Source organism: Shewanella sp. SM71 (assembly GCF_025653905.1).
GTDB classification, from domain to species: Bacteria; Pseudomonadota; Gammaproteobacteria; order Enterobacterales; family Shewanellaceae; genus Shewanella; species Shewanella oncorhynchi.
Genome location: NZ_JAKKRW010000008.1, coordinates 30392 through 56689 on the forward strand (window position 1 = coordinate 30392; position 26298 = coordinate 56689).

The window sequence follows — 26298 nt, forward strand, 5'->3', positions numbered from 1 at the left end:
TTTTTACTCCTTTAAAAAACTGATATCGCGTCTTCATATAAAAACAAGAACGAATAAATGGAATAGCGCGTTAACTGAATATCGATCGAGTTGAATAGGTTAATCCTAGACGCTAACGGAAGAAGAAACAAAGCTAAATTATTTGAACTCGTCGCTGTTAAGCATACCCTTAAATTTGACCAAGATCACAGAGTTAACTAAGGGTTATGACTTTGTATTCCTATGTCGATTTTTTATTGATCGAGATCAGTATTTTAGCTATCGAATACCGCTAATTTAGCGAGGACTTCACAGGAAAGAGGATTTCAGTCATGGCATTTTGGTTAGATCTGATGTTTGGTAACCCCATAGGCTTACTTTCAATGATCGTTATCTTTAGCACAATAGGGATAGTGTCTTATATCACTTGGATGTTCATTGTGAAGTCGGCACCGAAACCATAGTTTTTGCTCCAGTTGTTCTTCATGTTTCTTGTATAAATGCAAAATCTAGGGGGTCTTATCACCCCCATTTTTTGTTGTCTCGCATGTTAAAAGTGCTAACTAAAACATTGCTAGCACTCATCCGAGTGAGGTAGAACACGCCTATGCTGCGTGTTTTCTGTTTTGTACTAATCCATTCAAAAATTGCGGACGCGCCTTAATCAACGACTGCATTTCTTCTTGGCTCGGCTCACCTGCTGGCAAACGCAGCACATCACGGTTGAGGTACATACGCGCTTTCATGGCAATCTTATAGTCAGCGGTCGGTCCCTGAATCGCATAATGGCGCTCGTTACCGAGCTTTTCTAAGATGCAGGCATTCACTAAACTTTTTACAGCGGGTTCATTTTGCGGCAGAGTCAAAATCGTGGCGCCTTGAAGAAAGAATTCCCTCACTAAAGCTCGCTCAGCGGGATCAAGTAGATTCACTTTAGCTTCAATCGTCTCAATAACGCGCTTATCACTTAAATGACGGATAGACTCATCTAAGCCTAAGTTAATTAATTGACTCAAAAAGTAAGCGATAGAAACGATTAGACCTAATCCAACAAACTGTGCATGTTCTGGCACAAATTTATCGAGCGCCAGCACTGCCAGCACATTAGGAGGAATAAGAAGTAAGACAGAGCAACTCACCATAAGCCACAGCATGACTCTAAACATCATTTTCTTCGGGCTAAAAAACTTAACTGAATCCAGCTTGAGTTTAAACATAGTGCTATCCCAGTGACAAAAAATTGAACTTATCGGCTAATAAGCAAATTTAATGCCACAAATTAAGACATATTTCGTTGATTTTATCTGCGAGAAAATGCACTTTCTGGATCTGTAGGTCTATGCTTATAAGCATCTCAAGCCGCTATTGCATAAAGAAAATTTAAGATGCTGACATTCTTTAGCCAACTTATCAAAAGCCCCATAGGCAGGCACCTTACCCTGTCTATTGTACTTTTTAGTTCTGTTATCACCTTAATCACCACAGCGTATCAGTTGATCAGTGATTATCGCAATGATGTAGTGCGTATCGATAGAGTATTTTCCAACATGGAAAAGGTGAACTTAGATGTGCTCGCCGCCAGTATTTGGGTTATTGACGAGCGGCTCATTAACACTCAGCTCAATGGGCTAATTCAGCTGCCCGATATTAACTATATTTCGATTAAAGATGACAGCGGCCAAGCATGGAATGCAGGCGAGCAAAAACAAGAACACTCCTTAGATAAAACCTTTCCTTTAGTCTATAAATCACCGACTGAAAACATCAATGTCGGCACACTCGAAATACAAGTCGATGTCGATGCTATCTATCAACGCTTGTATGATAAGGCCATTATCATTCTGCTTTCTAATGGCATCAAAACCTTCTTAGTGGCTGGGTTTATTCTATTTTTAGTGTGGTTCAACATTACTAAACACTTAGATAAACTCAGCCAATACTGCAAAAATATCTACATAGACCATGAATACGAGCCACTACAATTTGACCGTCATGAAAAAATTGATGAATTCAAACAAGTCGCTGATTCCATCAATAGCATGCAAGTACAACTTAGAAGCTCATTTAGCGCCTTAAAGAATTCTAAGACGGAACTGCAAATAGCCTTAGAAGATAGAGAGCGGCTACTCAAGCTCGAACGTAGCTATAAAGAAGAGCTCGCAAGGCAAGTAAAAGAAAGAACACTAGAATTAGAACAATCCCTTAGCGCACTAAAACGAGCACAACAGGTTTTAGTTGAGCAAGAAAAAATGGCGGCCTTGGGTGGACTCGTGTCAGGGGTTGCCCATGAGATAAACACCCCAATTGGCATTTGTTTGACGGCGGCAAGTGCGCAACTCAGCCATATTGAAGAACTGATCGACCTGATCCACAGCGATCAAGCCACACTAGATGAGATAAATGAAATACTTAATGAGTACCAAGAAAGCTGTGAACTCATTGTCCGTAATATCACTAAAGCCAGTAGTTTAATTCAAAAATTTAAAACGATCGCCATCGATCGCAGTCACGAAGAACACCAATGCTGTAATCTAAACCAGCAGCTACATGAAATCCTAGAGTCGACATTAATTATGCATCCCAATGTTAACGCCTCAACGGAGATCAACGTGGAGCCTACACTCAATATCAAAACCAATATCAGTTTGTTAAATCAAATTGTTAGTAATATTCTCTCGAACGCCTTTACCCATGCATTCCAAGGACATGAAGACAATCTTATCCACATTAGTGCGACTTTGGATGAAGAATCAATTCAAATCAGCATTCAAAATAATGGCTTAGCCATTCCAGCAGATGTTGCTGAGCACATGTTCGAACCCTTCTTTACTACAAATCGTAATAAAGGTGGTACTGGCTTAGGATTATCAGCGGCCTTCAATGCCGCAACACTGTTGAAAGGCACTATGAGTTATCGCGCAGACTCAAAACTAGGCGGCCCACAATTTGATATTAAATTTCCATACACTCAATGTGAACCAGTCAATAATCAACAAGATTTTTATATCTAACTATAACCTAATGAAATTACATAATATTGAAGGGGTATCACCGCCCTTGAAAGCGGTGATATCTTGACTGAATCTAGTTTAAGAGTTTAAACCGCCTCTTGAGCCTGCTGTGCCAATCGCGCTAACACGCGACTTGCCGCCACAAAACCAAATGTCCCAGTGACCATAGTCACAGCCCCAAAGCCAGAAGCACAATCCATCCTCATGCTGCCATCAGCCGCCGCTTTAGTACCGCACACTGAGCCATCGGCTTGGGGATACACTAACTGCTCACTGGAAAAAACAGCATCGATAGCAAACCGGCGTTGCACGTTTTTAGAGAAGTTATACTCGCGGCGCAAAATATTACGCACTTTGGCTAGCAAAGGATCTTGGTAGGTTTTAGCGAGATCAGTTAACTGAATTTGCGTCGGATCTGTCTGTCCACCCGCACCGCCCACTGTCACTATCTTAATTTTTTGACGTTTACACCAAGCAATTAACGCAGCCTTCTGCTTAACGGCATCAATACAATCAATAACATAATCAATATTGCCCCCCTCTTTAGCTCCAAGCAAATACTCGCCTAGATTATCCAATGTAATAAAATCTTCAATTTCATTCACTTGGCAATCAGGATTAATTTCACGTATCCGTTGTGCCATCACAGCAACTTTAGAACCGCCGATGGTGGAGCTAAGAGCATGTATTTGTCGGTTAGTATTAGTGACACAGATATCATCTAAATCCATCAAGCTTATCTGCCCTATGCCGCTCCGCGCTAAGGCTTCAGCCGCCCAAGTACCGACGCCACCAATACCAATTACCATCACATGGGATGTGGCAAATTTAGCCAACGCCTTTTGTCCATACAAACGGCCAATTCCACCAAATCGATTTTGATAGGCCTCAGTCATAAATACTTACCTTATATTACCCAATAACAGCAGGAACGCTTGCCCTAGCATCCAGTAAACACCAGCTGGGACAGCTTAAAAGCAACACCAGAAATGTGCCGTGGATTCTAAACGATATCGACATAAACCGAAATCAGATCCTCAGCCACCAAACACTAGATGCAAAGGGATACGAACACTAAATAAGTGTAATAAAAGCAAAGGCCCATCATTTACCACAGAGTCATTTGGTAATCGACTTAATAAAAACATGTATTTCACTTGTAAAACAATATGTTGAATAAGCCATTCTTTATATGAAACTTGATCCAGATCACACTTTATCATTTCAAGTCTGTGCAGACTTTGCCGCATAAAAGCTCAACAGCATGCATAGATACTGAAGTTATCAATGCATATAACAGCGATAAGCACAGGAAAATGAAGATGAAAAAGAATCTACTGACGACGGCTATTATTTCTAGCCTCACACTCTATTCATTCACAGCACTCGCCGATGGCCCTGAATTCTATGGCCATGCTGATCTTGCCATTACCAATTCAGACACAGGTTATGCAACTCAAAACCAAAAGGAGGGCACTGTTCTTGAAAACAACTTCTCTTGGTTAGGCGTAAAAGGTTCTGAAGCTGTAAGCCCTTACTTTGACATCATTTATCAAATGGAATTTGGTGTCGAAAACTTTGACAACTCAAATAAAACCTTCAATGCCCGTAATACATTCCTAGGTATCAGAAGTGCCGCAGGTACGGCTTTAGTGGGTCGTAACGATACCGTATTTAAAGCAGCTGAAGGTAGCTTCGATCTTTTCGGTAATACCAATGCTGATATCGACTTACTGGTTGCAGGCCAAACACGCTCCGCCGATGGCATTTCTTACTATTCACCTAAAATTGCCGATCTCGTGACGCTTAATGCCACTTATCTGATGAGTGATAACTATGACCAAGTGGATAAGAATGGCAACGACGTGTATAGCAAAGATCAAATGTATGCTCTGAGCGCCACCTTAGGGGATAAAGCCTTTAAAGCACAAAACTACTATGTCGCTGCCGCCTATAGTGATGGTATTGACAACGTTGAAGCCTACCGTGGTGTGGCCCAAGCTAAATTCGGTGACGTAATCTTAGGTGCCTTATATCAACACAGTGAGCATGTAGATGATAAGTTTGCCAATCTCTCAGGCGATACCTATTTTGTCAACGCGGCCTACTTAATTGGCGACTTAAAACTAAAGATGATGTACGGCAAAGATAACTCAGGTTTAGGTAAATACGTGAGCCGTTATGTTGGTGATCAAGACAACAGTGGCCTAGAACAGGTCCGTGATGTTGACCTGCAACAGTTCAGTGTGGGCGCAGATTACCGCCTGAGCACTAAGACTATGGTCTATGGTCACTACACACGCTTCGATGGTGATCTTATGTTGGCCGATGTAAAGCAAGACCTGAATGACAACATCTTTACTGTCGGTTTACGCGTTGATTTTTAAATAGATTAATCAACTAACCCCAAGGTTATTTATTGATAAAAAAGCGGCTTCGGCCGCTTTTTCTGCTTAGATATCGCCCCCAAACACAAATCTATAACCAATATGACAGACTTGCTACAGCATTAGTATATGCTACAGTTACCCTCGCCGACGCACTATCTAAGGCAATCCGCCTTACCTACCACTTAAGTAGTAAGTGAAAAATAGAGTTTTACCCCTTTCAGGTAAATTTGCAGTCAAGATATAAGGAAAGATCCCAGAAATGGCCCGAATATAGGCAAGGAGAGCCAAAAACATGATCTGCGCCACAGCCTGCGAGTCGTAAAACTGTAAAAATCGGCGGCAACTTTGTTACCGACTCAGGTAGCAAATGCGTTAAACCACACAAAAACCATGAAAAATGGATAAGAACTTAGGTTCGAGGGAGCACAAAACATGAAAAAGACATTCATCTCTGCATCAGTTGCATCAGTATTAGCATTGGCTTCATTCGGTGCGCTAGCCGAAGGCCCAAGCTTTTATGGTCGTTTAGAATTAGCATTAACCAATAGCCAAACAGGTGCAACCTTACAATCTGGCACCAATGGCGTTGATACAAAAAACTACGCAGATGAGAACAACGGTGGTACTTATTTAGAAAACAACTTTTCACTATTAGGTGTTAAGGGGTCTGAAAAAATTGCTGCTGGTTACGACATTGTTTACCAAATGGAATTCCAAGTTGAAAACACTTCTGGTGCAGGTGAAGTTTTCAAAGCACGTAACACTTATCTAGGTTTAAAAACTGACGCAGGTACTGTGTTAGTGGGTCGTAACGATACCGTATTTAAACAAGCCGAAGGCGCTGTAGATATTTTCGGCAACACTAACGCCGATATCGACCGTTTAGTCACTGCCCAAACTCGTAGTGCTGATGGCGTATGGTATTACTCGCCAAAAATCGCAGACTTAGTGACATTAAACGCTAACTATCAATTTGATGATAATAACGATCTGCTAATCGACGGTAAACCAGCCCCTGCAACTAATGAAAGCTTATACGCACTAAGCGCGACATTGGGTGACAGTAAGTTTAAAGAGCAAAACTACTACGCTGCAGTAGCTTATAACAAAGGTATTGCAGGTGTGGATGCGTATCGTTTAGTTGGCCAAGCAAAATTCGGTCAATTCAAAGTTGGTGGCTTATTCCAAAACTCTGAAAGTGTACTTGACGATTCAGTTGACGGTAACACTTACTTCGTGAACGTTGCTTACGATCTAAATGGTGTAAACCTTAAAGCTCAATACGGTGTTGATGAGACGGGTTTTGGTAGCTACTACACTAACGTAACCAAAACAGGTGCAGTTCTGCCAAAAGCGACCGACATCAACGTACAAAACCTCAGCGTAGGTGCTGACTATCGTTTAGCTAAATCAACTATGGTATACGGCCAATACGCTATGTACCGCGGTGACCATGTTGTTGCTGGTAACAAAGTTGATCTACAAGATGACAACGTATTCTCTGTAGGCGTACGTTACGACTTCTAATCTCTTACCTAAGAGATAATAAAAACCTATTGTAGTAATACAGTAGGTTTTTTTATGGCTCAAATCTAATCCAAAAGCGCCAAAAATAAAAAACCACCTAAGCCAAACTAAGGTGGTTTTAGTTAACCCATTTAATTCTTTACAGCATTGAAACCATTACAAAGCATTAGATGCTCGCTAAAGCATCACCGCCGTCACCTAATTCAACGCTATCGACACGTTGTAATCCTCTAGGCAATTTTGCACCACGACGACCACGTTCACCTCGATAATGCTCAAGATCGCTTGGCTTCAGTGTGAGTTTGCGCTTACCTGCCCACAAGGTAACCGGCGTATCACTCGGCACTAATTGTAAATGCGTCATAAGTTCATCGCGATTCTTGGCCCTTTCGGTTGGTATGCCAATAATTTTATTACCTTTACCCTTGGATAATTGCGGTAACGCTTCTAGCGAAAACAGTAACATCCGCCCTTCGTTTGTAATCGCTAGCAGTGACATTTCTTTAGTGCGGTCGATCAACTTAGGCGTTAATGATTTAGCGTTTGTTGGTAGACTCAGCAAGGCTTTACCCGCCTTATTGCGCGACACCATATCGTTGTATGAACAAATAAAACCGTAACCCGCATCCGTTGCTAACAAGTAACATTGGTCTTCTTCACCCATCAACACATGCTGCATGGTTTCGCCAGGAGCCATATTGAAGCGAGTCGTAATAGGCTCACCTTGGCTACGGGCCGATGGCAGAGTATGGCTATCCGTCGCAAAAGCCCGCCCAGACGAATCAATAAACACTGCGGCCTGATTGCTACGTCCCATCGCGCTACATAGATATTGGTCGCCAGACTTATAGGAGAGCGACAAAGGATCGATATCGTGGCCCTTAGCACAACGCACCCAACCTTTTTCAGATAAGACAACAGTCACGGCTTCTGTCGGCGTTAACTCTTGTTCAGTTAATGCTTTGGACTCATTACGCAATACGATTGGCGAGCGACGATTATCGCCATAGGTTTCGGCATCTTGAATTAATTCTTTCTTGATCAACGTCTTCAAGCGACGCTCTGAGCCCAATAACTGCTCCAGTTTTTCGCGTTCGGCTTCAAGCTCATTTTGTTCGGCCGTGATCTTAAATTCTTCTAACTTAGCTAAATGCCGTAACTTTAACTCGAGGATCGATTCGGCTTGTTTATCACTGAGTGAAAAACGGGCCATCAACTCAGCTTTAGGATCATCGTGAAAACGAATAATCTCGATCACTTCATCAATGTTGAGGAAAGCGATCATTAGGGCTTCGAGTATATGTAACCGCGATACCACCTTGTCTAAACGATATTCTAAACGACGTTTAACCGTATCAACGCGGAACTCTAACCACTCAGTTAATAAGGTTTTCAACCCTTTAACTCGCGGACGCCCATCGAGACCCAGCACATTTAAGTTAACTCTAAAGCTCTTTTCTAAATCTGTGGTGGCAAACAAATGCGCCATCAGTTGATCGCAATCGACGCGATTGGAGCGAGGCACCACCACAAGACGCACTGGGTTTTCATGATCCGACTCATCGCGTAAGTCGGCCACCATAGGCAATTTCTTCGCCTGCATTTGACCGGCGATTTGCTCTAAGATTTTACCGCTACTGGCTTGATGCGGCAGCGCCGTGATGATGATTTCACCGCCATCGACAGTGTAAACCGCACGTGCTCTTAATGACCCACGGCCCGACTCATAAATTTTTGCAATATCGGCAGACGGGGTAATAATCTCGGCTTCAGTTGGATAATCAGGACCTGGTACAAAGGCCATCAATTGCTCGAGTTCAAGCTTAGGATCATCGAGCAATGCTACGCAGGCGGAGACTAATTCTCTCACGTTATGCGGCGGAATATCCGTCGCCATACCTACGGCAATACCAGTAATACCATTGAGTAAGATATGCGGTAAACGTGCAGGCAGTACTTTAGGTTCCTTCAAAGTACCGTCGAAGTTAGCACCCCACTCGACCGTACCTTGTCCCAGTTCACTGAGTAACACTTCAGAGAATTTAGAGAGACGTGCTTCGGTATAACGCATAGCCGCAAATGACTTAGGATCATCGGGGGCACCCCAGTTACCTTGGCCATCGACTAACGGGTAGCGATATGAAAATGGCTGCGCCATCAATACCATAGCCTCATAACAGGCACTATCGCCGTGAGGATGGTATTTACCTAATACGTCACCAACCGTACGAGCCGACTTTTTATGCTTAGATTGAGCCGATAAACCTAACTCACTCATCGCATAGATAATTCGACGCTGTACCGGTTTAAGTCCATCACCAATGTGTGGCAGGGCTCGGTCCATAATGACGTACATGGAATAGTTCAGATAAGCCTCTTCGGTAAAGCGCCGCAATGGCATTTGCTCTACCCCATCGAGACTTAACTTGATAGCGTCACTCATTTTCTTCTAGTTCCTGTGTTTCTTCAGTACTATCGCCCTTATAAAACAAGCGATACACGTTACCTTTTAAATCATCAGAGATGTACATAGCACCATCGGATGCCGATAACAGCGCAAAGGGTCGAGCAACGGGAAATTCACCGTCAAGGAAACTAACAACCGTTTCACGACTCACCACTTTTTGATCTTCAATCTTCAACATCACCACTTGATAGCCAACTTTACTCGAACGATTCCACGAGCCATTTTCGGCGACAAACAACTGATTATGGTAAATATCGGGAAATTGACTGCCGCGATAAAATGCAAGTCCCGTGGGTGCAACATGGGCTGGCAATTCATACATTGGCAGAGTGATTTTTAAATTTTTCGGTTTTTCATAGGCGGGTTCGACAACACTACTGGCATGTAAATAAGGGAAGCCATAATGACTCCCTATCACATCGATGCGGTTAATCTCATCGGGTGGCAAGTTGTCCCCCATCCAATCACGGCCTTGATCGGCAAACCATAATTTTTTGTCTATTGGCGACCAATCAAATCCACTTGCATCACGCACACCAGCCGCAATCTGCTCACTCGCGCCTGTATCGACATTGATCGCTATGATACTACTGTAAGGCACTGGCGCTTCACAGACGTTACAGGGCGCACCAATAGACACATATAAACGGCCATCTGGGCCAAAATTAATTGCCCGAGAACTTTTCTTCTCTGAGTAAGGCAAGTCACTGTAAATCTCTTTGGGTCGACTCGGGCGGCGCAATCTTTGCTCAATATCAACAAAGCGCACGATTTGATTTTCAGTGGCGACAAACAAGTCACCATTGTGGAATGCAATCGCATCGGGTGATTCAAGCCCTTTGGCTATCACATAGCGCTTATCGACACGACCATCTTGATTACTATCAACGAGAGCATGGATAGTGCCGCTCTTATTGGAACCGACAAATAAAGTGCCATTAGCCCCCATCGCCATCTGCTTAGCATCGCCAATATCCGAGGCATAAAGCGATAAACCAAACCCCTTAGCAACGGTAATCATGATCGATTGGGAACCCGCAAAGGCGCTATTGCAGAGCAATAACGTCACACTCGCTAAGAGCGTAAAACCGGCAGAAAACACCTTTAAGCAATTATAATTATTAGTTTTAATATACAACATTGTAATTTTCTTTATGCCTATGTTTTATTGTTATCGGCAATAGTGCACAACATTAAAGTAAAGCCATGTCACCCTTATCTTCAAGCCAGTTTTTACGGTCCGGCGAACGCTTCTTAGCGAGCAACATATCCATCAAAGCATCCGTTTCTTCGATGTCATCTATCGTCAACTGTACTAAACGACGGGTGTTTGGATCCATCGTTGTTTCACGAAGTTGTAAAGGATTCATCTCACCCAAGCCCTTAAAGCGGGTGACTTGTACCTTACCCTTTTTATTCTCAGCGGCAATACGGTCTAAAATACCCGCTCTTTCTGCCTCATCTAAGGCGTAATAAACCTCTTTGCCGATATCAATACGGAACAACGGCGGCATAGCAATATACACATGACCCTGCTCAACTAAGATACGGTAATGCTTCAAAAATAGCGCGCATAACAAGGTAGCAATGTGCAGTCCGTCTGAGTCGGCATCCGCAAGGATACAAATCTTGCCATAACGTAATTCAGAGATATCACTACTATCGGGATCGCAACCAATCGCGACCGAAATATCATGGACTTCCTGTGAAGCTAACACCTGTGAAGCATCGACTTCCCAGGTATTCAAGATTTTGCCACGCAGCGGCATGATGGCTTGAAACTCACGATCGCGGGCCTGTTTAGCACTACCACCCGCAGAATCCCCTTCCACGAGGAATAACTCTCCGCGCATCGGATCTTGGCCACTACAGTCTGTCAGCTTACCCGGCAGTGCAGGTCCCGAAGTCACCTTTTTGCGGGCCACTTTTTTGGCAGCCTTTAAACGACTCTGGGCATTATTAATGCACATTTCGGCTAAGGATTCAGCTAACTCGGTATTTGAGTTCAACCAGAGTGAGAATGCGTCACGCACAACGCCAGACACAAAAGCAGCACATTGGCGACTAGAAAGCTTTTCTTTTGTTTGACCAGCGAATTGCGGTTCTTGCATCTTCACCGACAATATAAACGCGGCGCGATCCCAGATATCTTCGGGTGAAAGTTTAATGCCACGGGGAATTAAATTTCTGAACTCACAGAATTCCCGCATCGATTCCAATAAACCTTGGCGGAAACCATTCACATGGGTACCACCGAGCGGAGTCGGAATTAAGTTAACATAACTCTCGCCAATAGATTCTCCGCCTTCAGGCAACCAAGTAATGGCCCAATCTGCGGCTTCTAGTTGGCCTTTAAAGCAACCCACAAACGGCTCTTCTGGCAATCTTAAATTGTCACCGATAGCCGCCTTTAAATAATCAGTTAGGCCGCTTTCATAGAACCATTCATGGACTTCGTTTGTCTGTTTATTGGTGAATTTAATCCGTAAACCTGGACACAGTACCGCTTTAGCCCGCAGCAGATAAATCAGTTTTGAATTTGAGAAGTTAGCCGAATCAAAATAGCCCGCATCGGGCCAAAAATGCACTCTAGTCCCCGTATTACGTCGACCACAGGTCCCTGTTGGGCGTAAATCTTCAACCTTAAATCCATTTTCAAAAGCGATGTCATACACTTGGCCATCACGGCGAACCGTGACTTCGACACGGCGCGACAAAGCGTTAACCACCGAGATACCAACACCGTGTAAACCACCGGAGAACTGATAGTTTTTATTCGAAAATTTACCGCCAGCATGCAATTTGGTCAGAATTAACTCAACCCCAGGAATGCCTTCTTCTGGGTGGATATCCACTGGCATACCACGGCCATCATCAGTGACTTCGAGGGAGTTATCTGTATGTAGAACAACTTCAATTTTTGTCGCGTGACCTGCCAATGCCTCATCGACACTGTTATCTATGACCTCTTGGCCCAAATGGTTCGGTCTGGAGGTGTCGGTATACATACCTGGACGGCGTTTAACAGGATCGAGTCCGTTGAGAACTTCAATGGCGTCAGAGGTGTATTGATTTGTCATAGGGCACGCTATAGGTTGTTATATCCGGCCATGTTGCGGCTCGGCATGTCAGTTTGTCAAGGTAAGTGTAAAAATTGGCTTACAGTTTGCAGATGCGACTCATAACCAACAAAGCTGTGATCACCACCCGCTTCAACTCGCAATTGACAGTGATGATACTTATTGACCGCTTCGCGATAATCCAGCACATCATCACCTGTCTGCAATAATACCAAAAAACGATCCGGATTGCGGATCACAGCCGTATTAAATTCAGCGACTTCAGACTTATGCTCAGGTAAGACAAGATAATACTGTTCAGTGTAAGGATTGAATTGCGGCCCCATAAACTCATCGAACAACTCAAAGGGTTTTACCGCAGGATTAACTAACACCGCTTTGCCACCATAGGTTTCGGCTAAATAGCTGGCGAAATACCCACCTAAAGATGAGCCTATATAAGCTAATGGCTCTTTGGCATCAATCGCAGCCTCAACATAAGCGGTTAAGAGCACCATCGCAGCCTTAGGTGTATTAGGCAATTGGGGCTGATGGAAGGCCACACTAGGATGATGCCGCGCCATGTACTTAGCCGTCATCACAGCTTTATCTGAAAATGGAGAGCTATTAAAACCGTGAATATAAAGCAGCATATTTCCTCAGGCTGCGGCTATTCGCGTTAATAACCGCTAGAGTTGTTGTCGGGGGAAAAATGGTTACCCGGTACGCGATACACTTTAGTGTTGATGCTACCATCGGCTTTCAACTCCAGCAAACGATAACCCGGTTGAACGCCATCCAAGGCAAAATAAGGCGATAACGGCTTAAATTGAATACAAGTGGAAGGTGTCGCCATCAACTGCAACGTGCCATGGGGCCCATTATGATGGGTATCAATACATTGGTGCACATGTCCCCAGAGCAATCCTTTGACCTGCGGATATTTTGCCACTCGCGCGATAAACTCGGCGCCATTGTCCATGCAGTGCTGATCCAGCCAAGTACAATTCACAACGATGGGATTGTGATGCATCACCAGTAAAGTATGGCATTCAGGATGTGCGGCAATGGCTTCGTCAATTAATTCGAACTGAGTCTCGGCCATATTGCCGCCAGGCTTTCCCCGCACGGTTGAATCCAACATGAGGATTTGCCAGTTTCCCGCCAGAATACGCTGCTGCCCAAAAATCTGTTCACCCTGCATGTGCAGATACATGATCCGTGGATCGTCATGATTTCCAGGAAGATAATGGCAAGGTAAGCCAACGGGGGTGACTGCTTTCACAAATTGCTGATAGGACTCAGCCGAATAGTCTTGACTCAAATCGCCCGTGGCGAGCATCAAGTGAGCAGGATAGTCCACAGCTCTAATCGTATTTAATACGGCAGCAAAACTTTTGCTAGTATTAACTCCTAATAGCTGAGCTTCAGGATCGGCAAAAAGATGCGGATCTGTGACTTGCACGATACGCACGCTTTCCCCTTCAGCTATGGAGTAAGAGACAGCCTCTTTCAGCACATTGAATACCCAATTCTAAGACTGGCACACGACACTGTGTTGGTAACCAATCTTTAACAACTCTTCCAGGAATGCATTCACCTGGTACTTTTCATCACTTTGATACATGCGTACATTGGGATAATCATACACTGGGCGTAATTGGTAAATCTGTTGGCCAGTTAACACTTCTGCTAATTTAGCATCGTGATAAATTCTCACTAACACCTTGGGAGTATTGATAAACTCCTTTATTTCGATGGGACGAGATATCTCAACTAGCTGAGTATATTTGGTATTTTCTAAAATTCGCACTACTAATATACCAAACTCACCTTCGAGTCGCCATGACTCACCGATAGCTATCTCTAACGGTAACCATTTCAATATGTAGCCATAATTACGCCCGCACAGTGCTAAAAAATCACTGACGTTGGGTTTATAGCGCCGTTTTAGACTCGAAGTAGCCAAATTCATCCCAACTTAAACCAGTTGCTGATAGTTTAATTGTAACCATTGTAATCCAATAACGGTCGACGCATTATCAATCTCGCCCGCAACCACTCGCTCATAAGCTTGCTCGCGGCTCATGACATGCAATCGAATATCTTCGTGCTCTTCAGCTAATCCATGCAATCCACGGGCGTCGTTTGAATCGACATCAGCCCAATAGAAATAGAAACGTTCTGTACTACCACCGGGGCTCGCTAAATAGCTATTTACACTGTGTATTTGCTTAGCCATTAAGCCTGTTTCTTCCATTAATTCGCGGTGTGCAACATCCAGAGGCGTTTCTGCGGGCGCAATCATACCCGCGACTAACTCAAGAAGCCAAGGAGATTTAGCGGTTGCTAATGCAGGAAAACGTACCTGTTCAATGAGTACGACTTTATCTTGCTTGGCATCATAGGGCAGAACGACCACAGCATGACCCCGTTCAAACACTTCGCGAGTGACAGGCTTACTCCAGCCACCAGCGAATAATTTATGCTTGAAAGTGTATTCGTCCATTGAGAAAAACCCTTGATAAAGGGATTTTTTTCCTAAGATCTCAATATCCGTTTGCGAAAAAACAGGGGGTTTCATACTCTATCCTTAAAAGTTAAATTTGCGCCTACAATCAAGGCAATTTGAGCACATTTTTAAAATAAAATCTGTTACACTTCGAATTTGACTTGAAAGTGTCAGAGTTCTTAGACTCTAGGTCATTAAGTTTTAGCTGTATCGGGAAGCGTCGGGAAGCGCAAACCGCCTTGGTAAAGGCATTACTTAGTCTAAACGAAGTTAAAATATTCCTCCGTGGGGGGATTTTGTCTAATAAGGACAGCAAATGAAATTTAAGATCCATAATTTATGCGCAGCATTAACACTTGCGGCTTCCGCTTCAGCGGTGCAAGCAGATGATTTGTTGCAAATTTATCAGCAAGCACTGACCAGCGACCCGCTCGTATTGCAAGCCCAAGCCCAGCGTAATGGTTTGTTTGAGAAAATCGAGCAAAACCGCGCTCCGCTGTTGCCAACCATTAGTGCAAACGTCGGTTATGACAAAGCTTGGAATGATCCGAAGGATGATGCAAGTGGTCTAGTAGGTAGCCTGAAATTAAATCAAGTCATCTATGATCACAGTGCTTGGGTTGGTTTAAGTCTTGCTGAGAAAGCCGCTTCTCAAGCTGATTCCGCTTATGCTTCCGCATTACAAAACTTGATTACTCGTATCACTAAAGCCTATTTCGATGTATTAACGGCGAAAGACAACTACGAGTTCCAAGGTGCAGAAAAACGCGCAATCGAGCGTCAACTTGAACAAACTAAACAACGTTTCGCAGTGGGTTTAACCGCGATTACCGATGTGCATGAAGCTCAAGCGCAATATGACTTAGCCTCAGCCACTGAAATTTTAGCCGAAAACACGCTCGCCAATAGTTATGAAGCCTTACGTGAAATCACTGGCATCGATCACAAGACGATTAATGTGCTAGATACCAACCGTTTCTCAGCCGTTACGCCAGCGCCAACGTCATCTAGCGAATGGTTAAAAATTGCTGAAACCAATAGTGTTGATTTAATGACTCAACGTATTGGTAAAGATATTGCCCAAGAGACCATTAAGCTTTATCAAGCAGGCCACATGCCGTCTTTAAGCTTAAATGCCGGTTACAACAAAGGTCTTGAGCAAAAAATGGGTAATCTCAACGAACCTGATTTTGATAATGTCAGCGTTGGTGTCAACTTAAGCATTCCGATTTTCGAAGGTTTTAAAGTCAGCTCACAAGTTAATGAAGCACAATTCCAGTATGTTGAAGCAAGTGAAAAGCTTGAGCAAATTTACCGTGGTGTAGTGAAAAACGTTCGTAATAACTACAACAACGTAGGCGCTTCTATCAGCTCAATCAAAGCTTATGAGCAATCGGTTATTTCATCAGAAAGTGCCCTAAAAGCCACTCAAGCGGGTTTCGAAGTGGGTACTCGTACTATCGTTGATGTTTTGAACCGTACCCGTGACTTGTACGACTCAAAACGTAAATTATCCGATGCGCGCTATAGCTACATCAACTCAGTTATTGCACTAAAGCAAGCTGCGGGTACATTGAATGAAGATGATGTTATCGCCATCAATAATGGCTTGATTGCACAGTAACAACGCTCTCAGTCATTAAATATAAAAAACCGCCATTTGGCGGTTTTTTTATGCTTAAAAGTTAAAAATCAACAAAATTAGAAGTTGATTTCAACACCCGCAAAATAACCTTTAAATTTAGTATCAGCACTCACACCCGAGAAATTACTCACATCGAATAAAAATTCACGGTAGCCTACACGTACACGGGTATCGACGGCCAAACCATCAAATTGCCAACCTAAACCAATAGCATAGTCGTGCACGCTTGACTCATTGACGCCCTGCATCAAATCAGCAAAACCGTACAAGCCTAAGCCAGGCATACCTACATGCGTACTGGCGTAACCCATCACAATACCGCTATCGACATCTTTCTCTTCAGGGTGACCAGGATCTTGCACGCGCAGTGAACCATTCATTAACTTGTATGCAGCACCAAGGTCCAATGACACTATGTCGTTGTCCAATATTTCGTAGTACAGCACGAAGTCTGTGTTACTCAAATCAGTATAAGTAGTAACATTGCCGTTAAAATCATGACCATTGAAGTTGAAATCAGCATCCGACATGCCGCCTTTCTGATCTAGGCTATTTTCACGGATTTTAATATTAGGGACAAATGGCAATGGGTGCTCAACTGCAATCCAATAACTGCCTTGAGCAGATGAACTGTAATCAAATGTTTGTTGTGGTTGACCTTTATCAGCAAAAGTACCGCTAGTATCGGCGCGCCAGTAATCACCACCAATCGTAAAACCAACCACAGTTGCCGCTTGGGCAGATGAGGCCATACAGAATCCTAATACCGCACTGGCGAGGAGAGTTTTTTTCATAATTAACCTTGAGATAGCAAGTTCGTTAAATCAATCACCGCGGCATTCGCACGGGATACATAGTTAGCCATAACCAATGAATGATTAGCGACTAAGCCAAAACCGCTGCCATTAAGCACAACAGGGCTCCAGACAGTTTGCTGAGTCGCTTCCAGTTCACGAATGATCTGTCTTAGGCTTACTTCAGCATTTTTCTTCTTCAATACGTCAGCAAAGTCAACTTCAACTGCGCGCATAAAGTTCAACAACGCCCATGAAGCACCACGGCTCTCATAGAAGACATCATCAATTTTCCACCAACTGGTTTTTACCTGATGGCTGGTCAAATTTGGGGTTGATTGACGCGCCGAATTGTCACCAGCTAGGTCTGTATTTAAGCGCTCTTGGCCAACGCTGGCAGATAAACGCTGCGACATACTGCCCAGACGTTTCTGCACTTCTTTCAACCATTCATTAAGGTTGTCAGCACGGGCATAAAACTGTGCATCTTGATTATTTGGGTCCATCATGCGGGCACGATAAAGCTTCAGCAATTTGATTGCATCGCGATATTCGCTTTCGGCACTGGGTACTAACCAGCTAGTGTGGTCAATATTGAGCTTAGATTGGGCTTCGCCTAAATCTTTGTCCGCCGCAGATTGTGACTGTGAGCGGCTAAACTCTTTACGCATAATCAAAGCTAAATCACGGGCTTGCTCCAAAGCACCATATTCAAATGCGGGCATATTATCCATGAAGATGGAAGGTGGCATCACATCGTTTGATAACCAACCACCTTGCTTATCGAGTAAATTTTCGACTGTGAGGATTAGCGATGTAGTAGTAGCGTATCCAACAATATTCTTATTGGATGCTGTTAATTGTTGAGGGCTAATCGGATCCGGTTCGATACTCCACCATACACTCACGCCATAACCGATTAATACTAAAAATAAACCGACCCCGGTAACTTTTTTCCATGTAATTTGCATCAAGCGACTCCTTAATGATGGTGATGATGCTCTTGCTCTGCGGCGTTTTCTACTGCTTTACTAACAGGCAGGGTAATTGCCATTTTCTCGCCACCGTCAAACTCTAATTGCAGTTCAACTTGTTGCTCTAACACCAATGGCGCTTTTAAGCCAAGCAACATGACGTGATCCCCTGACGGCGTTAACGTTAATGTGCCATGGGAGGGGATGTCAAAACCTTCAACATGGCGCATCTTCACCATGCCTTGGTCTTCGATAATCGTGTGTAATTGGGCATCCTTTGCCACAGTCGTACTGACACCGATAAGACGAATCGCTTTATCTGTGTGGTTTTCAAGCGTAAAGTAAGCGGCAGTATTTGGTACTGTCTCAGGCATGGCGCGTATATGACCTTCAGTCATGACTACGTTCGCCAACGCTGAAAATGATGCACAAGATAAAACTAGACAATTAAACAGCTGTTTGAATATTGGTTTCAATGTCTTAAACTCCATGTCTACCCAATGTCGTCGTAAAGGAAACAACCCATGAGTCATATACAGGTTCAGGATGATCAGGGCGTGCGTATTATTAGCTTTAATCGCCCTGATAAACGCAATGCACTTGATCTTAATATGTATAAACAACTGACAGAATACCTGATCGAAGGTGAAGCAGACAACGACATTCGTGCCTTTATGCTCCATGGCCAAGATAATTGTTTCACCTCAGGCAATGATGTTGCTGACTTTTTGAAAAATAGTGACTTAGGGCCAAATCATCCCGCAGTACGTTTCTTATTTTGTCTACTCGAACTCAAAAAACCTCTGGTGGCTGCTGTTTCTGGTGCCGCCGTCGGTATAGGTACAACCGTACTGCTACATTGCGATCTGGTATACGCTGACAACACGGCGAAATTTCAACTTCCCTTCGTCAACTTGGCTCTCGTGCCGGAAGCGGGGGCTAGCCTACTCTTACCAGAACTCATTGGTTATCAAAAAGCGGCTGAGTTACTGCTACTTGGTGAAAGTTTTAATGCCGAGACGGCCCATAGACTCAATATGATCAACGAAATTGTGGCCCATGAAGATTTACTCAGTTATGCATTATCTCAGGCAAAAAAATTGGCAAATCAACCGCCACAAGCACTACAAATCACACGTCAATTAATGCGTCCGCATAAAAATCGTGTACAACACCAAATGCACCAAGAACTTGAACAATTTAGCGCTAGGCTAAAAAGTGATGAAGCCAAAAGCAAATTTCAGGCTTTTTTGAAAAAGTAGTCTGCAAGGCAGTATACACATACATTTTCGCATGAGGGTCAAAGTGCCCTCTTGTTGATAGGTTTAACTGCATCATTTTAAATCAAAAAAAGCCACTTATTAGCTCATCGAACACCAGCCATCACTGCATGATTAGGCTGGTTTTTTCCATTGATCAACTAACAGTGCTAAAACAAAGTAAATCAACAAACTCACGCCAGGCATAAATACGGTAGCGCCAGCCCACACCACTCGAGTCCAAAAGCAAGACCAACCAAATTTCCATGCCATACCAGCGGCAACACCACACACTAACCGCTCTGGACTCTCCATACGCACTTTTAATCGTTTCATCTAAAACCTCGGCTCAGTTGATCGCTAACTTATTTATCACTAACACTATGCCACTGAAACCAGCAAATAATGCCTGAAGACAACGCAAGACTAATTACAGGTAACAGTAGCAATGTCATCAAAGGTGCTACAAACCACATAAGCAGATCCTTTACTTAGCGCTATATTCATCGACACCTGCCGATTCACCTTTATTTTCAGCGTTTAAGCTAAGTTGACTGTTGAAGTCATAAATACTTTCAGCCAGTTGTGTTTGCAATGACATCACAAATTCACGCTTTACACTGACGAACAATTCCTGTGTCTGCGCAGTTAATGTTTGCTCAATAGTTCCCACAACATCTGATATTGGTGCGGCTTCTGCGTGTGCTGCAACGCTACCGACTAACGCGCCTAATAACACACTCATTTGTACTGATTTTTTAATGGTTAACGTAAACATGATGGCATCCCTTTCGATTAATTAACTTGACGAAAGGAGTATTACAAACTGCGTGCCAACTTATAAAAATATTATTAAGATTATGATTTTAATCATTTTAAAAAAATTTATGTGGACAAGATGAGATATAGGGATGGATTGAAAAATAACAAGTGGTGAAAAATACTACTCAAATTAGTAAATTTCACCATCTTTTAAGTCGAGTGGAATTACTCTACAACTTCAGCCTGAATATTCTGAAAAGCCTGCTTTACCACTTCTATCCCAGCGCCGTTTTTATGGGCATTTTCGCTCAAATAACGACGCCACGCACGGGCACCCGGCAAGCCTTGGAATAACCCGATCATATGGCGAGTAATATGATTAAGTCGCCCACCAGACTGCAAATGCGCTTCAATATAAGGCAACATAGCCTCAATCACAGCCTCGCGGCTAATCACTGCTTTTTGACTGCCACACAATATTTGATCCACCTGCGTCAGAATATAAGGATTCTGATAAGCCTCGCGCCCCATCATTACTCCATCAAGCTGCACTAAATGCATTTGTGCTTGCTCGAGAGTTGTTACGCCGCCATTAATACCAATATTAAGTGCAGGATAATCACGCTTAAGTTGATACACACGCTCATAATCGAGCGGCGGGATCTCGCGATTCTCTTTTGGGCTTAACCCTTGAAGCCACGCCTTACGCGCATGGATAGTAAAATCCGTACACCCTTTTGCACTGACCACATCAATAAACTGGGTTAAAAACGCATAACTATCTTGTTCATCAATTCCGATACGCGTTTTCACAGTCACAGGAATATCAACGACTTGTTTCATGGCGTCAACACACTCAGCCACTAACTCAGGTTCCGCCATCAGACACGCGCCAAAGCGACCATTCTGCACTCGATCGGAAGGACAACCCACATTAAGGTTAACTTCATCGTAGCCACGCTCAGCAGCGAGTTTAGCGCAACGAGCCAAATCTAAGGGATTAGAGCCACCTAACTGCAACGCCAAAGGATGTTCTTCTTGGTTATACGCCAAGTAATCACCACGACCATGCAATATCGCCCCTGTGGTCACCATTTCCGTATACAACAAAGCATTAGCCGACATCAAACGTGCAAAATAACGATAATGACGGTCCGTCCAATCCAACATGGGCGCAATGGAAAAGGTGCGATCGAGGGTTTTAGGCGCTAAACCTTGGTGTTGTTGGGTTTTATCTAAATTCATTACAATCCGAAAAGTTAATATTTTTGCTAATTTTTGTACGTTTTTGCATGTTTTGCATTGCTCGGGGAACCTATAGTGATCCACAATGGATTGGACTGAGGGGTTCGGGGAACCAAAAAACATGGCATCTTATAGCATTCAAAAACGTGAAAAAGCCGACGGTACTGTGCGGCATCGCTGCCTAGTTCGTGTAAAGAAAAACGGCAAAATATTATACACGGAGCAACGTACCTTTACCAAATATGCCGCTGCCGAGGCATGGGGTAAAGAGCGGGTGATTGATATTGAGTCGAACGGGTTTGCGACTGAGGATACGGCTCCTGTTACATTGGGCAGCATCATCAGCAAAGCCCTGACAGATGAAAACATCGACAGCAGCATTGGTCGTTCGAAGCGCTTTTGTTTACGGCTGTTATCGGATTGCGATATTGCTAAATTGAATCTGACTGATATTAAGCCGCACCACATCATCGACCACTGTAAATTACGGCGCAGTGCAGGCACAGGGCCATCGACCATTGCCGTTGATGTAAGCGTGATCCGATGGCTGCTACGAATCGCTAAATCAAACTTTGGGCACGAGGTTTCACAAATTTCGGTTATTGAGGCTTACGATGCGCTGTATAGCCAAGACTTGATCGCTAAATCGGGGAAGCGTTCGCGCAGACCGACTACGGATGAGATTGAGATGTTAAAAGTTGGATTAGCTGCAAGGGCAGCTCAACGGGCTGCACACATCCCTTATATTGATTTGCTGGATTTCTCGATACTGAGTTGCATGCGTATTGGTGAAGTGTGCCGGATAACATGGGACGATGTAGATGAGGCACAAAAGGCCGTGATCGTTCGCGACCGTAAGGACCCGCGCAAAAAAGCGGGGAATCACATGTTGGTGCCTATGCTAGGTGGGGCGTGGGAGATACTGCAAAAGCAGCCGAGGAATGATGCGCGGGTTTTCCCCTACAACGAGCGCAGTGTTACTGCAGGGTTTCAGCGGGTGCGCAACGATTTGGGAATTGAAGATTTACGCTATCACGACCTAAGGCGTGAAGGCGCCAGTAGACTATTTGAGAAGGGCTATAGCATTGATGAAGTGGCGCAGGTGACAGGCCATAGGAATATCAATACGCTGTGGCAAGTGTATACCGAGCTATTCCCTAAGCGGTTGCATGATAAGGATGTTTAAACTCATTAAATAAGGATTTGACATGACTGAATATTCAAAAGGCCAGCTTGATGGCAAAGTGATTACTTTAACTGAAGATGGAAATCTAGTTGCTAAAGGAAAAGTGATTAGTGGTAATACTGCAGGGATCTTCCTCGATGAAGTTGGATATGTTGAAGAGGGATGTGGTGTTAAGAAGAGCCATAGTTATCAAGATATTCAGCGTTACACCATTGAAGTTCATGGTGAGTAAACACTTTACCTAAACCTCTATCTCCACAAATGGCAAATCGGGTGCAGTTCCTAGCACCCTGCCGTCTTGTACGTAGATGTGATCCCCAACCGTTCCTGAGCCAATGGCGCGGATAGTGTGGCCGCTGGCACTGCTGGCTGTGACGGTGCCATCGGCGTTTACGGCATCCACAGTCATGATCATCCGTGGCAATACTAACGCTGTTTGAAGTTGTTTAAGCATGATGCCTCGCTGGCTGTTAGCAGAGTTACGCGATTGAGCGGATCACTGTAATGGATTGTTCAATATCGATATCACCGCGATCACTGACGCTGGCGCGGATGCTCCAACTGTCACACGTTCCTTTAAAGACTTCGGTACCTTCACGAATACCAATCAACATGCCAGGCGTTGCGGGTGGCAAATCAACCATGACGGGCAAGGATAGCGTGACGTTCAACTTGTCGCCTGTATCTGCCAGCGCATTGGTGCCGGCGATGCGAGCCGCTTGGTTATCTACGATCAACTGGGCGCTAATATCAGCTGCGGGAATATTGCCCGCGCTGCCGGTGCGTTTCACCTTCGCGCTAATCCCTTGTTGTTCACCACGTAACCACACTACATCACACAACGGATTGCGGGAGACTGATTCGCTGTAATTGGTGATCACGGCATCGTGCACTGTTAGGTCCGGTACCGCGGTTGCCATTTCCCACGGCACAGTTGGCCAGCGGGGAATGATAGTCAATTTACGGGTGGCATCATCCGCTAAGATCATGCAGCCCAATTGGCTTGCTGCTTCGTTAATCGCGTCGATCGGTGACTTGTTACCCACGCTGAACGCGCCTGCAGGGACGCTAAAATCTGGTATCCCGCTAAGCTCTGCAGTCCAGCCTGTGTTTTGCAACAGATCAGCGATAATACCGCCAAGGCTGCGCAAGACAGTGTTGGTGTAGCTGATTGGCAAAAGGTAAGGCGATGACAGTTCTGCGGCGCGTGATCGGCCTGTACTGCTGTGGGTTTCAACACCAAAGGCTTTGCTAGCGCTTGGTTGCTCGGCAATGGCATAAAACTCATAACCGTTGATGGTGATCAGCAATAGTTCATTGTGGGCGCGCTGCGCATCGATACGGCTTGAGAACTCAAGGCTAACCGACATTGCCCACTGCCCACGGCTTTGGCTAATGCTCACACTGGTGATCACAATCGGTAAACTGTCTGATACTCGCACGCATGTGATCGTTGGCTGCATTAAGTAGTACCTGCGGATTTGTGGTTCAATCGGAATTTTAAAATCGATATTGGGTAATGGTGGGTTAGCATCAATGAGGCCGCCGCCATCGTCCCAGTAGCACACGTTCGGTGAGGCCGTGAACCGTAAAACAATAGGGTTTGGTTGTGTAGATAATGGCTCATTAAATCGAAGCGTGACTTTACCAACAGGTGGGCGGTACTTGGTAGAGCAAACCCAGCGCGGTTCGTGGAAGCCCCATTTAATCGACTTTTCATCATCGACCACAATGCCACGGTACTGAATCATCAACGAGCTATCTTGCTCTTGACCATCTATCCATGTGACTGCAGTGTGCAACTGGTGCGCGGCAATATCCAGCCAGTTGATTGAGGATTGTATTTGATGATCATCGGGTACAACCCAGTTAACGCTTAATGTGATTTGATGATCGATTGGCAGCGACCAATTAATGCTGGTGTTTGTTTGAGTATCTAGATTGAATAACCAATTGATTGATAAAACTGAATCGTTTGCAATGTTGGATATCCATGGTGATTCTATTACAACTTCATCGGCGTTGTAGTTTTCCCACGGCGATTCAATTTTAGATTCAATATCACTTGAGAACTCAGACAACATCAACCTTTGTTCAACTGCATCGAGCGTAAACCAACTGAATCCACACTCGATACCAAATGAATTATCAACAATAATGGGGGCGTCAATAAACCTGATTTTTAGCGGGCTAACCGCATTCAACCAAGGTGTGTCAAACCGTAGTGTTATTGCTGTCATGGTCTAATATTCGCAAGGTTGCCGTCTATTAATTCGGCCTGTACACCATCAACGAACTTAGCATTATACGTTAGATTATCATCCATGATACCAACCAATAAATCTGTATTCACTAGATGTTCAATGGGTACCCTGAATTTTAATAAGCGGTTGGTTTCATATTTAAAATTGTGGTATACGTCCCCATTAACCCGATTTATGACCAACAACCGTTCGGCATCAGGGTCGGCATCAATATCCACCACTGCCTGATTAATAGCCCTATCCCTTGCAACGATAATTGACAGTGATTTACTCATACCATGACACCATGTTAATCCATAATGAAGGTGCATAACTGGACCGTAATAATGTGTGCATTACACTGTTCATGGGTACATCAATGGGCCAATTATCGTTACGATAACCCATGCACGATGACTGATACAATCCGGGTATTCTTGCCCTAGCAAGTGGTGTGATAAGACTACTAGGTGCTAACACACCATTCCTGTCTGTTGTTGTATTACTACACGTTAGTGTTACAGGTGACAATATATGTTGTAAACCTGCTGTTTCGGCATTTACGTTGTATGCAGTGTTGGCAATCATTGGGAAAAAGGCGATTGCACTATATTCAATGGCACTACCCGCACCTGCATCAGTATCATAAAATGTGGCATATCTTGTAAGGTGATTCACTCCAAATGAATTCGTTGTTGCGGCACCATTTGTACCACTCACCAGTGTGAACAAACTCTGGTCGTTTGCATATAATGAGTCAATATCACCAATAAAGTACATTTGAAAATATATATATGTGGAGGTGGAAGTTGAATCTGACATTAACAGGTTGTTGGTACGATGCAATATTAAATAAAACCCTCTTGATGTACCTATTATTTCCCACCCACGATACGTAGTTTGGCCTTGTAAACCACGTGCTGGCACTTGCTTTATAAACGAATCTAATGCCGCCATAGATGCCGCACATCTTAATGTGCAAGTAGCATTTGCAGTATTTGGACCATTGAATTGGAAATAACCACCACTACCACCATTTAATGTTGTATTGCGAAATGCGATTTTAAAATTTAGAGCATCTTCGAATGCAACAGTCCAACCGAGTGGAGCTTTAGAGCCATACCCTTCAACCAAGCATTTTTTAAGAATAGTAATCCACTCTGACGCTGACGAGTTGACCAATTGCGGTGCACCTGCATCAGTGTAACGATAAACGGTTACTGGTAATCCCATTGCATACCCCTA

27 protein-coding genes are annotated in these 26298 nt (G+C 44.0%); 8 read left to right on the forward strand and 19 right to left on the reverse strand.

The window, feature by feature from the left end; genetic code table 11:
- The first annotated feature begins 311 nt into the window (after positions 1-311).
- A complete protein-coding gene (locus tag L5L97_RS09540) occupies positions 312-443 on the forward strand; it encodes a DUF3149 domain-containing protein (protein WP_105251481.1) in 132 nt (43 codons plus the stop codon).
- Between the two features lie 141 nt (positions 444-584).
- On the opposite strand, the gene L5L97_RS09545 is transcribed toward L5L97_RS09540, so the two are convergent.
- Positions 585-1196 (reverse strand): superinfection exclusion B family protein, encoded by a 612-nt coding sequence (locus L5L97_RS09545; RefSeq protein WP_105251480.1) that lies wholly within the window; start codon positions 1194-1196, stop codon positions 585-587.
- A gap of 168 nt (positions 1197-1364) precedes the next feature.
- Here L5L97_RS09545 and L5L97_RS09550 point away from each other — a divergent pair, with 168 nt between their 5' ends.
- Entirely contained in the window at positions 1365-2990 is a 1626-nt protein-coding gene (locus L5L97_RS09550; RefSeq protein WP_263181658.1) for an ATP-binding protein, read from the forward strand.
- Between the two features lie 86 nt (positions 2991-3076).
- Here the strand turns inward: L5L97_RS09550 and tcdA are convergent, their stop codons facing one another.
- Positions 3077-3886, reverse strand: a complete 810-nt coding sequence (gene tcdA, locus L5L97_RS09555) for a tRNA cyclic N6-threonylcarbamoyladenosine(37) synthase TcdA (protein ID WP_263142810.1) — start codon at positions 3884-3886, stop codon at positions 3077-3079.
- A 426-nt stretch (positions 3887-4312) separates the two neighbouring features.
- On the opposite strand from tcdA, the gene L5L97_RS09560 reads away from it, so the two are divergent.
- Both L5L97_RS09560 and L5L97_RS09565 read left to right on the forward strand, forming a co-directional pair.
- The gene (locus L5L97_RS09560) at positions 4313-5377 is read left to right on the forward strand and encodes a porin (RefSeq protein WP_263181659.1); all 1065 of its coding nucleotides are present in this window, start codon (positions 4313-4315) and stop codon (positions 5375-5377) included.
- Between the two features lie 435 nt (positions 5378-5812).
- On the forward strand, positions 5813-6907 hold the full coding sequence (locus tag L5L97_RS09565; RefSeq protein ID WP_263181660.1) for a porin: 1095 nt from the start codon (positions 5813-5815) through the stop codon (positions 6905-6907).
- A 166-nt stretch (positions 6908-7073) separates the two neighbouring features.
- Here L5L97_RS09565 and parC read toward each other — a convergent pair whose 3' ends face one another.
- The 7 genes from parC to nudF are packed head-to-tail and all read right to left on the reverse strand — an operon-like array spanning position 7074 to position 15017.
- On the reverse strand, positions 7074-9350 hold the full coding sequence (parC, locus tag L5L97_RS09570) for a DNA topoisomerase IV subunit A (protein ID WP_198573784.1): 2277 nt from the start codon (positions 9348-9350) through the stop codon (positions 7074-7076).
- The gene (locus tag L5L97_RS09575) at positions 9343-10515 is read right to left on the reverse strand and encodes a PQQ-dependent sugar dehydrogenase (RefSeq protein ID WP_105251474.1); all 1173 of its coding nucleotides are present in this window, start codon (positions 10513-10515) and stop codon (positions 9343-9345) included. Before L5L97_RS09575 ends, parC begins: the two co-directional genes overlap by 8 nt.
- A 52-nt stretch (positions 10516-10567) precedes the next feature.
- Entirely contained in the window at positions 10568-12454 is a 1887-nt protein-coding gene (parE, locus tag L5L97_RS09580) for a DNA topoisomerase IV subunit B (protein ID WP_263181661.1), read from the reverse strand.
- Positions 12455-12510: 56 nt separating this feature from the next.
- Complete coding sequence (locus L5L97_RS09585; protein ID WP_263181662.1) at positions 12511-13086, reverse strand: YqiA/YcfP family alpha/beta fold hydrolase; 576 nt, start codon at positions 13084-13086, stop codon at positions 12511-12513.
- A gap of 26 nt (positions 13087-13112) precedes the next feature.
- On the reverse strand, positions 13113-13952 hold the full coding sequence (gene cpdA / locus L5L97_RS09590) for a 3',5'-cyclic-AMP phosphodiesterase (RefSeq protein ID WP_105251471.1): 840 nt from the start codon (positions 13950-13952) through the stop codon (positions 13113-13115).
- A 15-nt stretch (positions 13953-13967) separates the two neighbouring features.
- On the reverse strand, positions 13968-14408 hold the full coding sequence (locus L5L97_RS09595) for a DUF1249 domain-containing protein (RefSeq protein WP_263181663.1): 441 nt from the start codon (positions 14406-14408) through the stop codon (positions 13968-13970).
- A gap of 6 nt (positions 14409-14414) precedes the next feature.
- The gene (nudF, locus tag L5L97_RS09600) at positions 14415-15017 is read right to left on the reverse strand and encodes an ADP-ribose diphosphatase (protein ID WP_028759445.1); all 603 of its coding nucleotides are present in this window, start codon (positions 15015-15017) and stop codon (positions 14415-14417) included.
- A 244-nt stretch (positions 15018-15261) separates the two neighbouring features.
- On the opposite strand from nudF, the gene tolC reads away from it, so the two are divergent.
- Complete coding sequence (gene tolC, locus L5L97_RS09605; RefSeq protein ID WP_263181664.1) at positions 15262-16569, forward strand: outer membrane channel protein TolC; 1308 nt, start codon at positions 15262-15264, stop codon at positions 16567-16569.
- Between the two features lie 77 nt (positions 16570-16646).
- Here the strand turns inward: tolC and L5L97_RS09610 are convergent, their stop codons facing one another.
- The 3 genes from L5L97_RS09610 to L5L97_RS09620 are packed head-to-tail and all read right to left on the reverse strand — an operon-like array spanning position 16647 to position 18849.
- On the reverse strand, positions 16647-17384 hold the full coding sequence (locus L5L97_RS09610) for a TIGR04219 family outer membrane beta-barrel protein (RefSeq protein WP_173246867.1): 738 nt from the start codon (positions 17382-17384) through the stop codon (positions 16647-16649).
- Positions 17385-17386: 2 nt separating this feature from the next.
- Positions 17387-18355: a DUF2333 family protein gene (locus L5L97_RS09615; protein WP_105251468.1), complete on the reverse strand. Its 969-nt coding sequence runs from the start codon at positions 18353-18355 to the stop codon at positions 17387-17389.
- 11 nt (positions 18356-18366) lie between these two features.
- The gene (locus tag L5L97_RS09620) at positions 18367-18849 is read right to left on the reverse strand and encodes a copper chaperone PCu(A)C (RefSeq protein ID WP_113941529.1); all 483 of its coding nucleotides are present in this window, start codon (positions 18847-18849) and stop codon (positions 18367-18369) included.
- Between the two features lie 33 nt (positions 18850-18882).
- Here L5L97_RS09620 and L5L97_RS09625 point away from each other — a divergent pair, with 33 nt between their 5' ends.
- Positions 18883-19620, forward strand: a complete 738-nt coding sequence (locus tag L5L97_RS09625) for an enoyl-CoA hydratase (RefSeq protein WP_263142823.1) — start codon at positions 18883-18885, stop codon at positions 19618-19620.
- Positions 19621-19752: 132 nt separating this feature from the next.
- Here L5L97_RS09625 and L5L97_RS09630 read toward each other — a convergent pair whose 3' ends face one another.
- The 3 genes from L5L97_RS09630 to dusA all read right to left on the reverse strand — a co-directional run bounded on the left by L5L97_RS09630 (position 19753) and on the right by dusA (position 21624).
- On the reverse strand, positions 19753-19953 hold the full coding sequence (locus L5L97_RS09630) for a PspC domain-containing protein (protein WP_263142824.1): 201 nt from the start codon (positions 19951-19953) through the stop codon (positions 19753-19755).
- 151 nt (positions 19954-20104) lie between these two features.
- Positions 20105-20395 carry a hypothetical protein gene (locus L5L97_RS09635; protein WP_173497179.1) on the reverse strand — a complete coding sequence of 97 codons (291 nt, stop codon included), beginning with the start codon at positions 20393-20395 and terminating at the stop codon, positions 20105-20107.
- A 209-nt stretch (positions 20396-20604) separates the two neighbouring features.
- Positions 20605-21624, reverse strand: a complete 1020-nt coding sequence (dusA, locus tag L5L97_RS09640; protein WP_263181665.1) for a tRNA dihydrouridine(20/20a) synthase DusA — start codon at positions 21622-21624, stop codon at positions 20605-20607.
- A 121-nt stretch (positions 21625-21745) separates the two neighbouring features.
- Here dusA and L5L97_RS09645 point away from each other — a divergent pair, with 121 nt between their 5' ends.
- Together L5L97_RS09645 and L5L97_RS09650 are read left to right on the forward strand one after the other, a co-directional pair.
- Entirely contained in the window at positions 21746-22810 is a 1065-nt protein-coding gene (locus L5L97_RS09645; protein WP_263181666.1) for a tyrosine-type recombinase/integrase, read from the forward strand.
- Between the two features lie 22 nt (positions 22811-22832).
- On the forward strand, positions 22833-23042 hold the full coding sequence (locus L5L97_RS09650; protein ID WP_106649483.1) for a hypothetical protein: 210 nt from the start codon (positions 22833-22835) through the stop codon (positions 23040-23042).
- Between the two features lie 9 nt (positions 23043-23051).
- On the opposite strand, the gene L5L97_RS09655 is transcribed toward L5L97_RS09650, so the two are convergent.
- Genes L5L97_RS09655 through L5L97_RS09670 form a run of 4 tightly spaced genes read right to left on the reverse strand, consistent with a single transcriptional unit; the run spans position 23052 to position 26286 of the window.
- A complete protein-coding gene (locus L5L97_RS09655) occupies positions 23052-23264 on the reverse strand; it encodes a hypothetical protein (protein WP_263179651.1) in 213 nt (70 codons plus the stop codon).
- 25 nt (positions 23265-23289) lie between these two features.
- Positions 23290-25050: a hypothetical protein gene (locus L5L97_RS09660; RefSeq protein WP_263181667.1), complete on the reverse strand. Its 1761-nt coding sequence runs from the start codon at positions 25048-25050 to the stop codon at positions 23290-23292.
- The gene (locus L5L97_RS09665; RefSeq protein ID WP_263181668.1) at positions 25047-25349 is read right to left on the reverse strand and encodes a hypothetical protein; all 303 of its coding nucleotides are present in this window, start codon (positions 25347-25349) and stop codon (positions 25047-25049) included. The genes L5L97_RS09660 and L5L97_RS09665 overlap by 4 nt, the downstream gene beginning before the upstream one ends.
- A complete protein-coding gene (locus tag L5L97_RS09670) occupies positions 25342-26286 on the reverse strand; it encodes a hypothetical protein (protein ID WP_263181669.1) in 945 nt (314 codons plus the stop codon). The genes L5L97_RS09665 and L5L97_RS09670 overlap by 8 nt, the downstream gene beginning before the upstream one ends.
- Between the last annotated feature and the right edge of the window lie 12 nt (positions 26287-26298).

Excerpts from the sequence above, each read along its gene's own strand:
- L5L97_RS09665 (WP_263181668.1), bottom strand. The coding sequence starts at position 25,349 with ATGAGTAAATCACTGTCAATTATCGTTGCAAGGGATAGGGCTATTAAT.
- L5L97_RS09650 (WP_106649483.1), top strand. The coding sequence starts at position 22,833 with ATGACTGAATATTCAAAAGGCCAGCTTGATGGCAAAGTGATTACTTTA.
- L5L97_RS09630 (WP_263142824.1), bottom strand. The coding sequence starts at position 19,953 with ATGAAACGATTAAAAGTGCGTATGGAGAGTCCAGAGCGGTTAGTGTGT.
- dusA (WP_263181665.1), bottom strand. The coding sequence starts at position 21,624 with ATGAATTTAGATAAAACCCAACAACACCAAGGTTTAGCGCCTAAAACC.
- L5L97_RS09620 (WP_113941529.1), bottom strand. The coding sequence starts at position 18,849 with ATGGAGTTTAAGACATTGAAACCAATATTCAAACAGCTGTTTAATTGT.
- L5L97_RS09660 (WP_263181667.1), bottom strand. The coding sequence starts at position 25,050 with ATGACAGCAATAACACTACGGTTTGACACACCTTGGTTGAATGCGGTT.
- L5L97_RS09645 (WP_263181666.1), top strand. The coding sequence starts at position 21,746 with ATGGCATCTTATAGCATTCAAAAACGTGAAAAAGCCGACGGTACTGTG.
- L5L97_RS09670 (WP_263181669.1), bottom strand. The coding sequence starts at position 26,286 with ATGGGATTACCAGTAACCGTTTATCGTTACACTGATGCAGGTGCACCG.
- tolC (WP_263181664.1), top strand. The coding sequence starts at position 15,262 with ATGAAATTTAAGATCCATAATTTATGCGCAGCATTAACACTTGCGGCT.
- L5L97_RS09550 (WP_263181658.1), top strand. The coding sequence starts at position 1,365 with ATGCTGACATTCTTTAGCCAACTTATCAAAAGCCCCATAGGCAGGCAC.
- tcdA (WP_263142810.1), bottom strand. The coding sequence starts at position 3,886 with ATGACTGAGGCCTATCAAAATCGATTTGGTGGAATTGGCCGTTTGTAT.
- L5L97_RS09575 (WP_105251474.1), bottom strand. The coding sequence starts at position 10,515 with ATGTTGTATATTAAAACTAATAATTATAATTGCTTAAAGGTGTTTTCT.
- L5L97_RS09595 (WP_263181663.1), bottom strand. The coding sequence starts at position 14,408 with ATGAATTTGGCTACTTCGAGTCTAAAACGGCGCTATAAACCCAACGTC.
- L5L97_RS09655 (WP_263179651.1), bottom strand. The coding sequence starts at position 23,264 with ATGCTTAAACAACTTCAAACAGCGTTAGTATTGCCACGGATGATCATG.
- L5L97_RS09565 (WP_263181660.1), top strand. The coding sequence starts at position 5,813 with ATGAAAAAGACATTCATCTCTGCATCAGTTGCATCAGTATTAGCATTG.
- parC (WP_198573784.1), bottom strand. The coding sequence starts at position 9,350 with ATGAGTGACGCTATCAAGTTAAGTCTCGATGGGGTAGAGCAAATGCCA.
- L5L97_RS09585 (WP_263181662.1), bottom strand. The coding sequence starts at position 13,086 with ATGCTGCTTTATATTCACGGTTTTAATAGCTCTCCATTTTCAGATAAA.
- L5L97_RS09615 (WP_105251468.1), bottom strand. The coding sequence starts at position 18,355 with ATGCAAATTACATGGAAAAAAGTTACCGGGGTCGGTTTATTTTTAGTA.
- L5L97_RS09540 (WP_105251481.1), top strand. The coding sequence starts at position 312 with ATGGCATTTTGGTTAGATCTGATGTTTGGTAACCCCATAGGCTTACTT.
- L5L97_RS09625 (WP_263142823.1), top strand. The coding sequence starts at position 18,883 with ATGAGTCATATACAGGTTCAGGATGATCAGGGCGTGCGTATTATTAGC.
- L5L97_RS09635 (WP_173497179.1), bottom strand. The coding sequence starts at position 20,395 with ATGTTTACGTTAACCATTAAAAAATCAGTACAAATGAGTGTGTTATTA.
- L5L97_RS09610 (WP_173246867.1), bottom strand. The coding sequence starts at position 17,384 with ATGAAAAAAACTCTCCTCGCCAGTGCGGTATTAGGATTCTGTATGGCC.
- L5L97_RS09560 (WP_263181659.1), top strand. The coding sequence starts at position 4,313 with ATGAAAAAGAATCTACTGACGACGGCTATTATTTCTAGCCTCACACTC.
- parE (WP_263181661.1), bottom strand. The coding sequence starts at position 12,454 with ATGACAAATCAATACACCTCTGACGCCATTGAAGTTCTCAACGGACTC.
- L5L97_RS09545 (WP_105251480.1), bottom strand. The coding sequence starts at position 1,196 with ATGTTTAAACTCAAGCTGGATTCAGTTAAGTTTTTTAGCCCGAAGAAA.
- nudF (WP_028759445.1), bottom strand. The coding sequence starts at position 15,017 with ATGAAACCCCCTGTTTTTTCGCAAACGGATATTGAGATCTTAGGAAAA.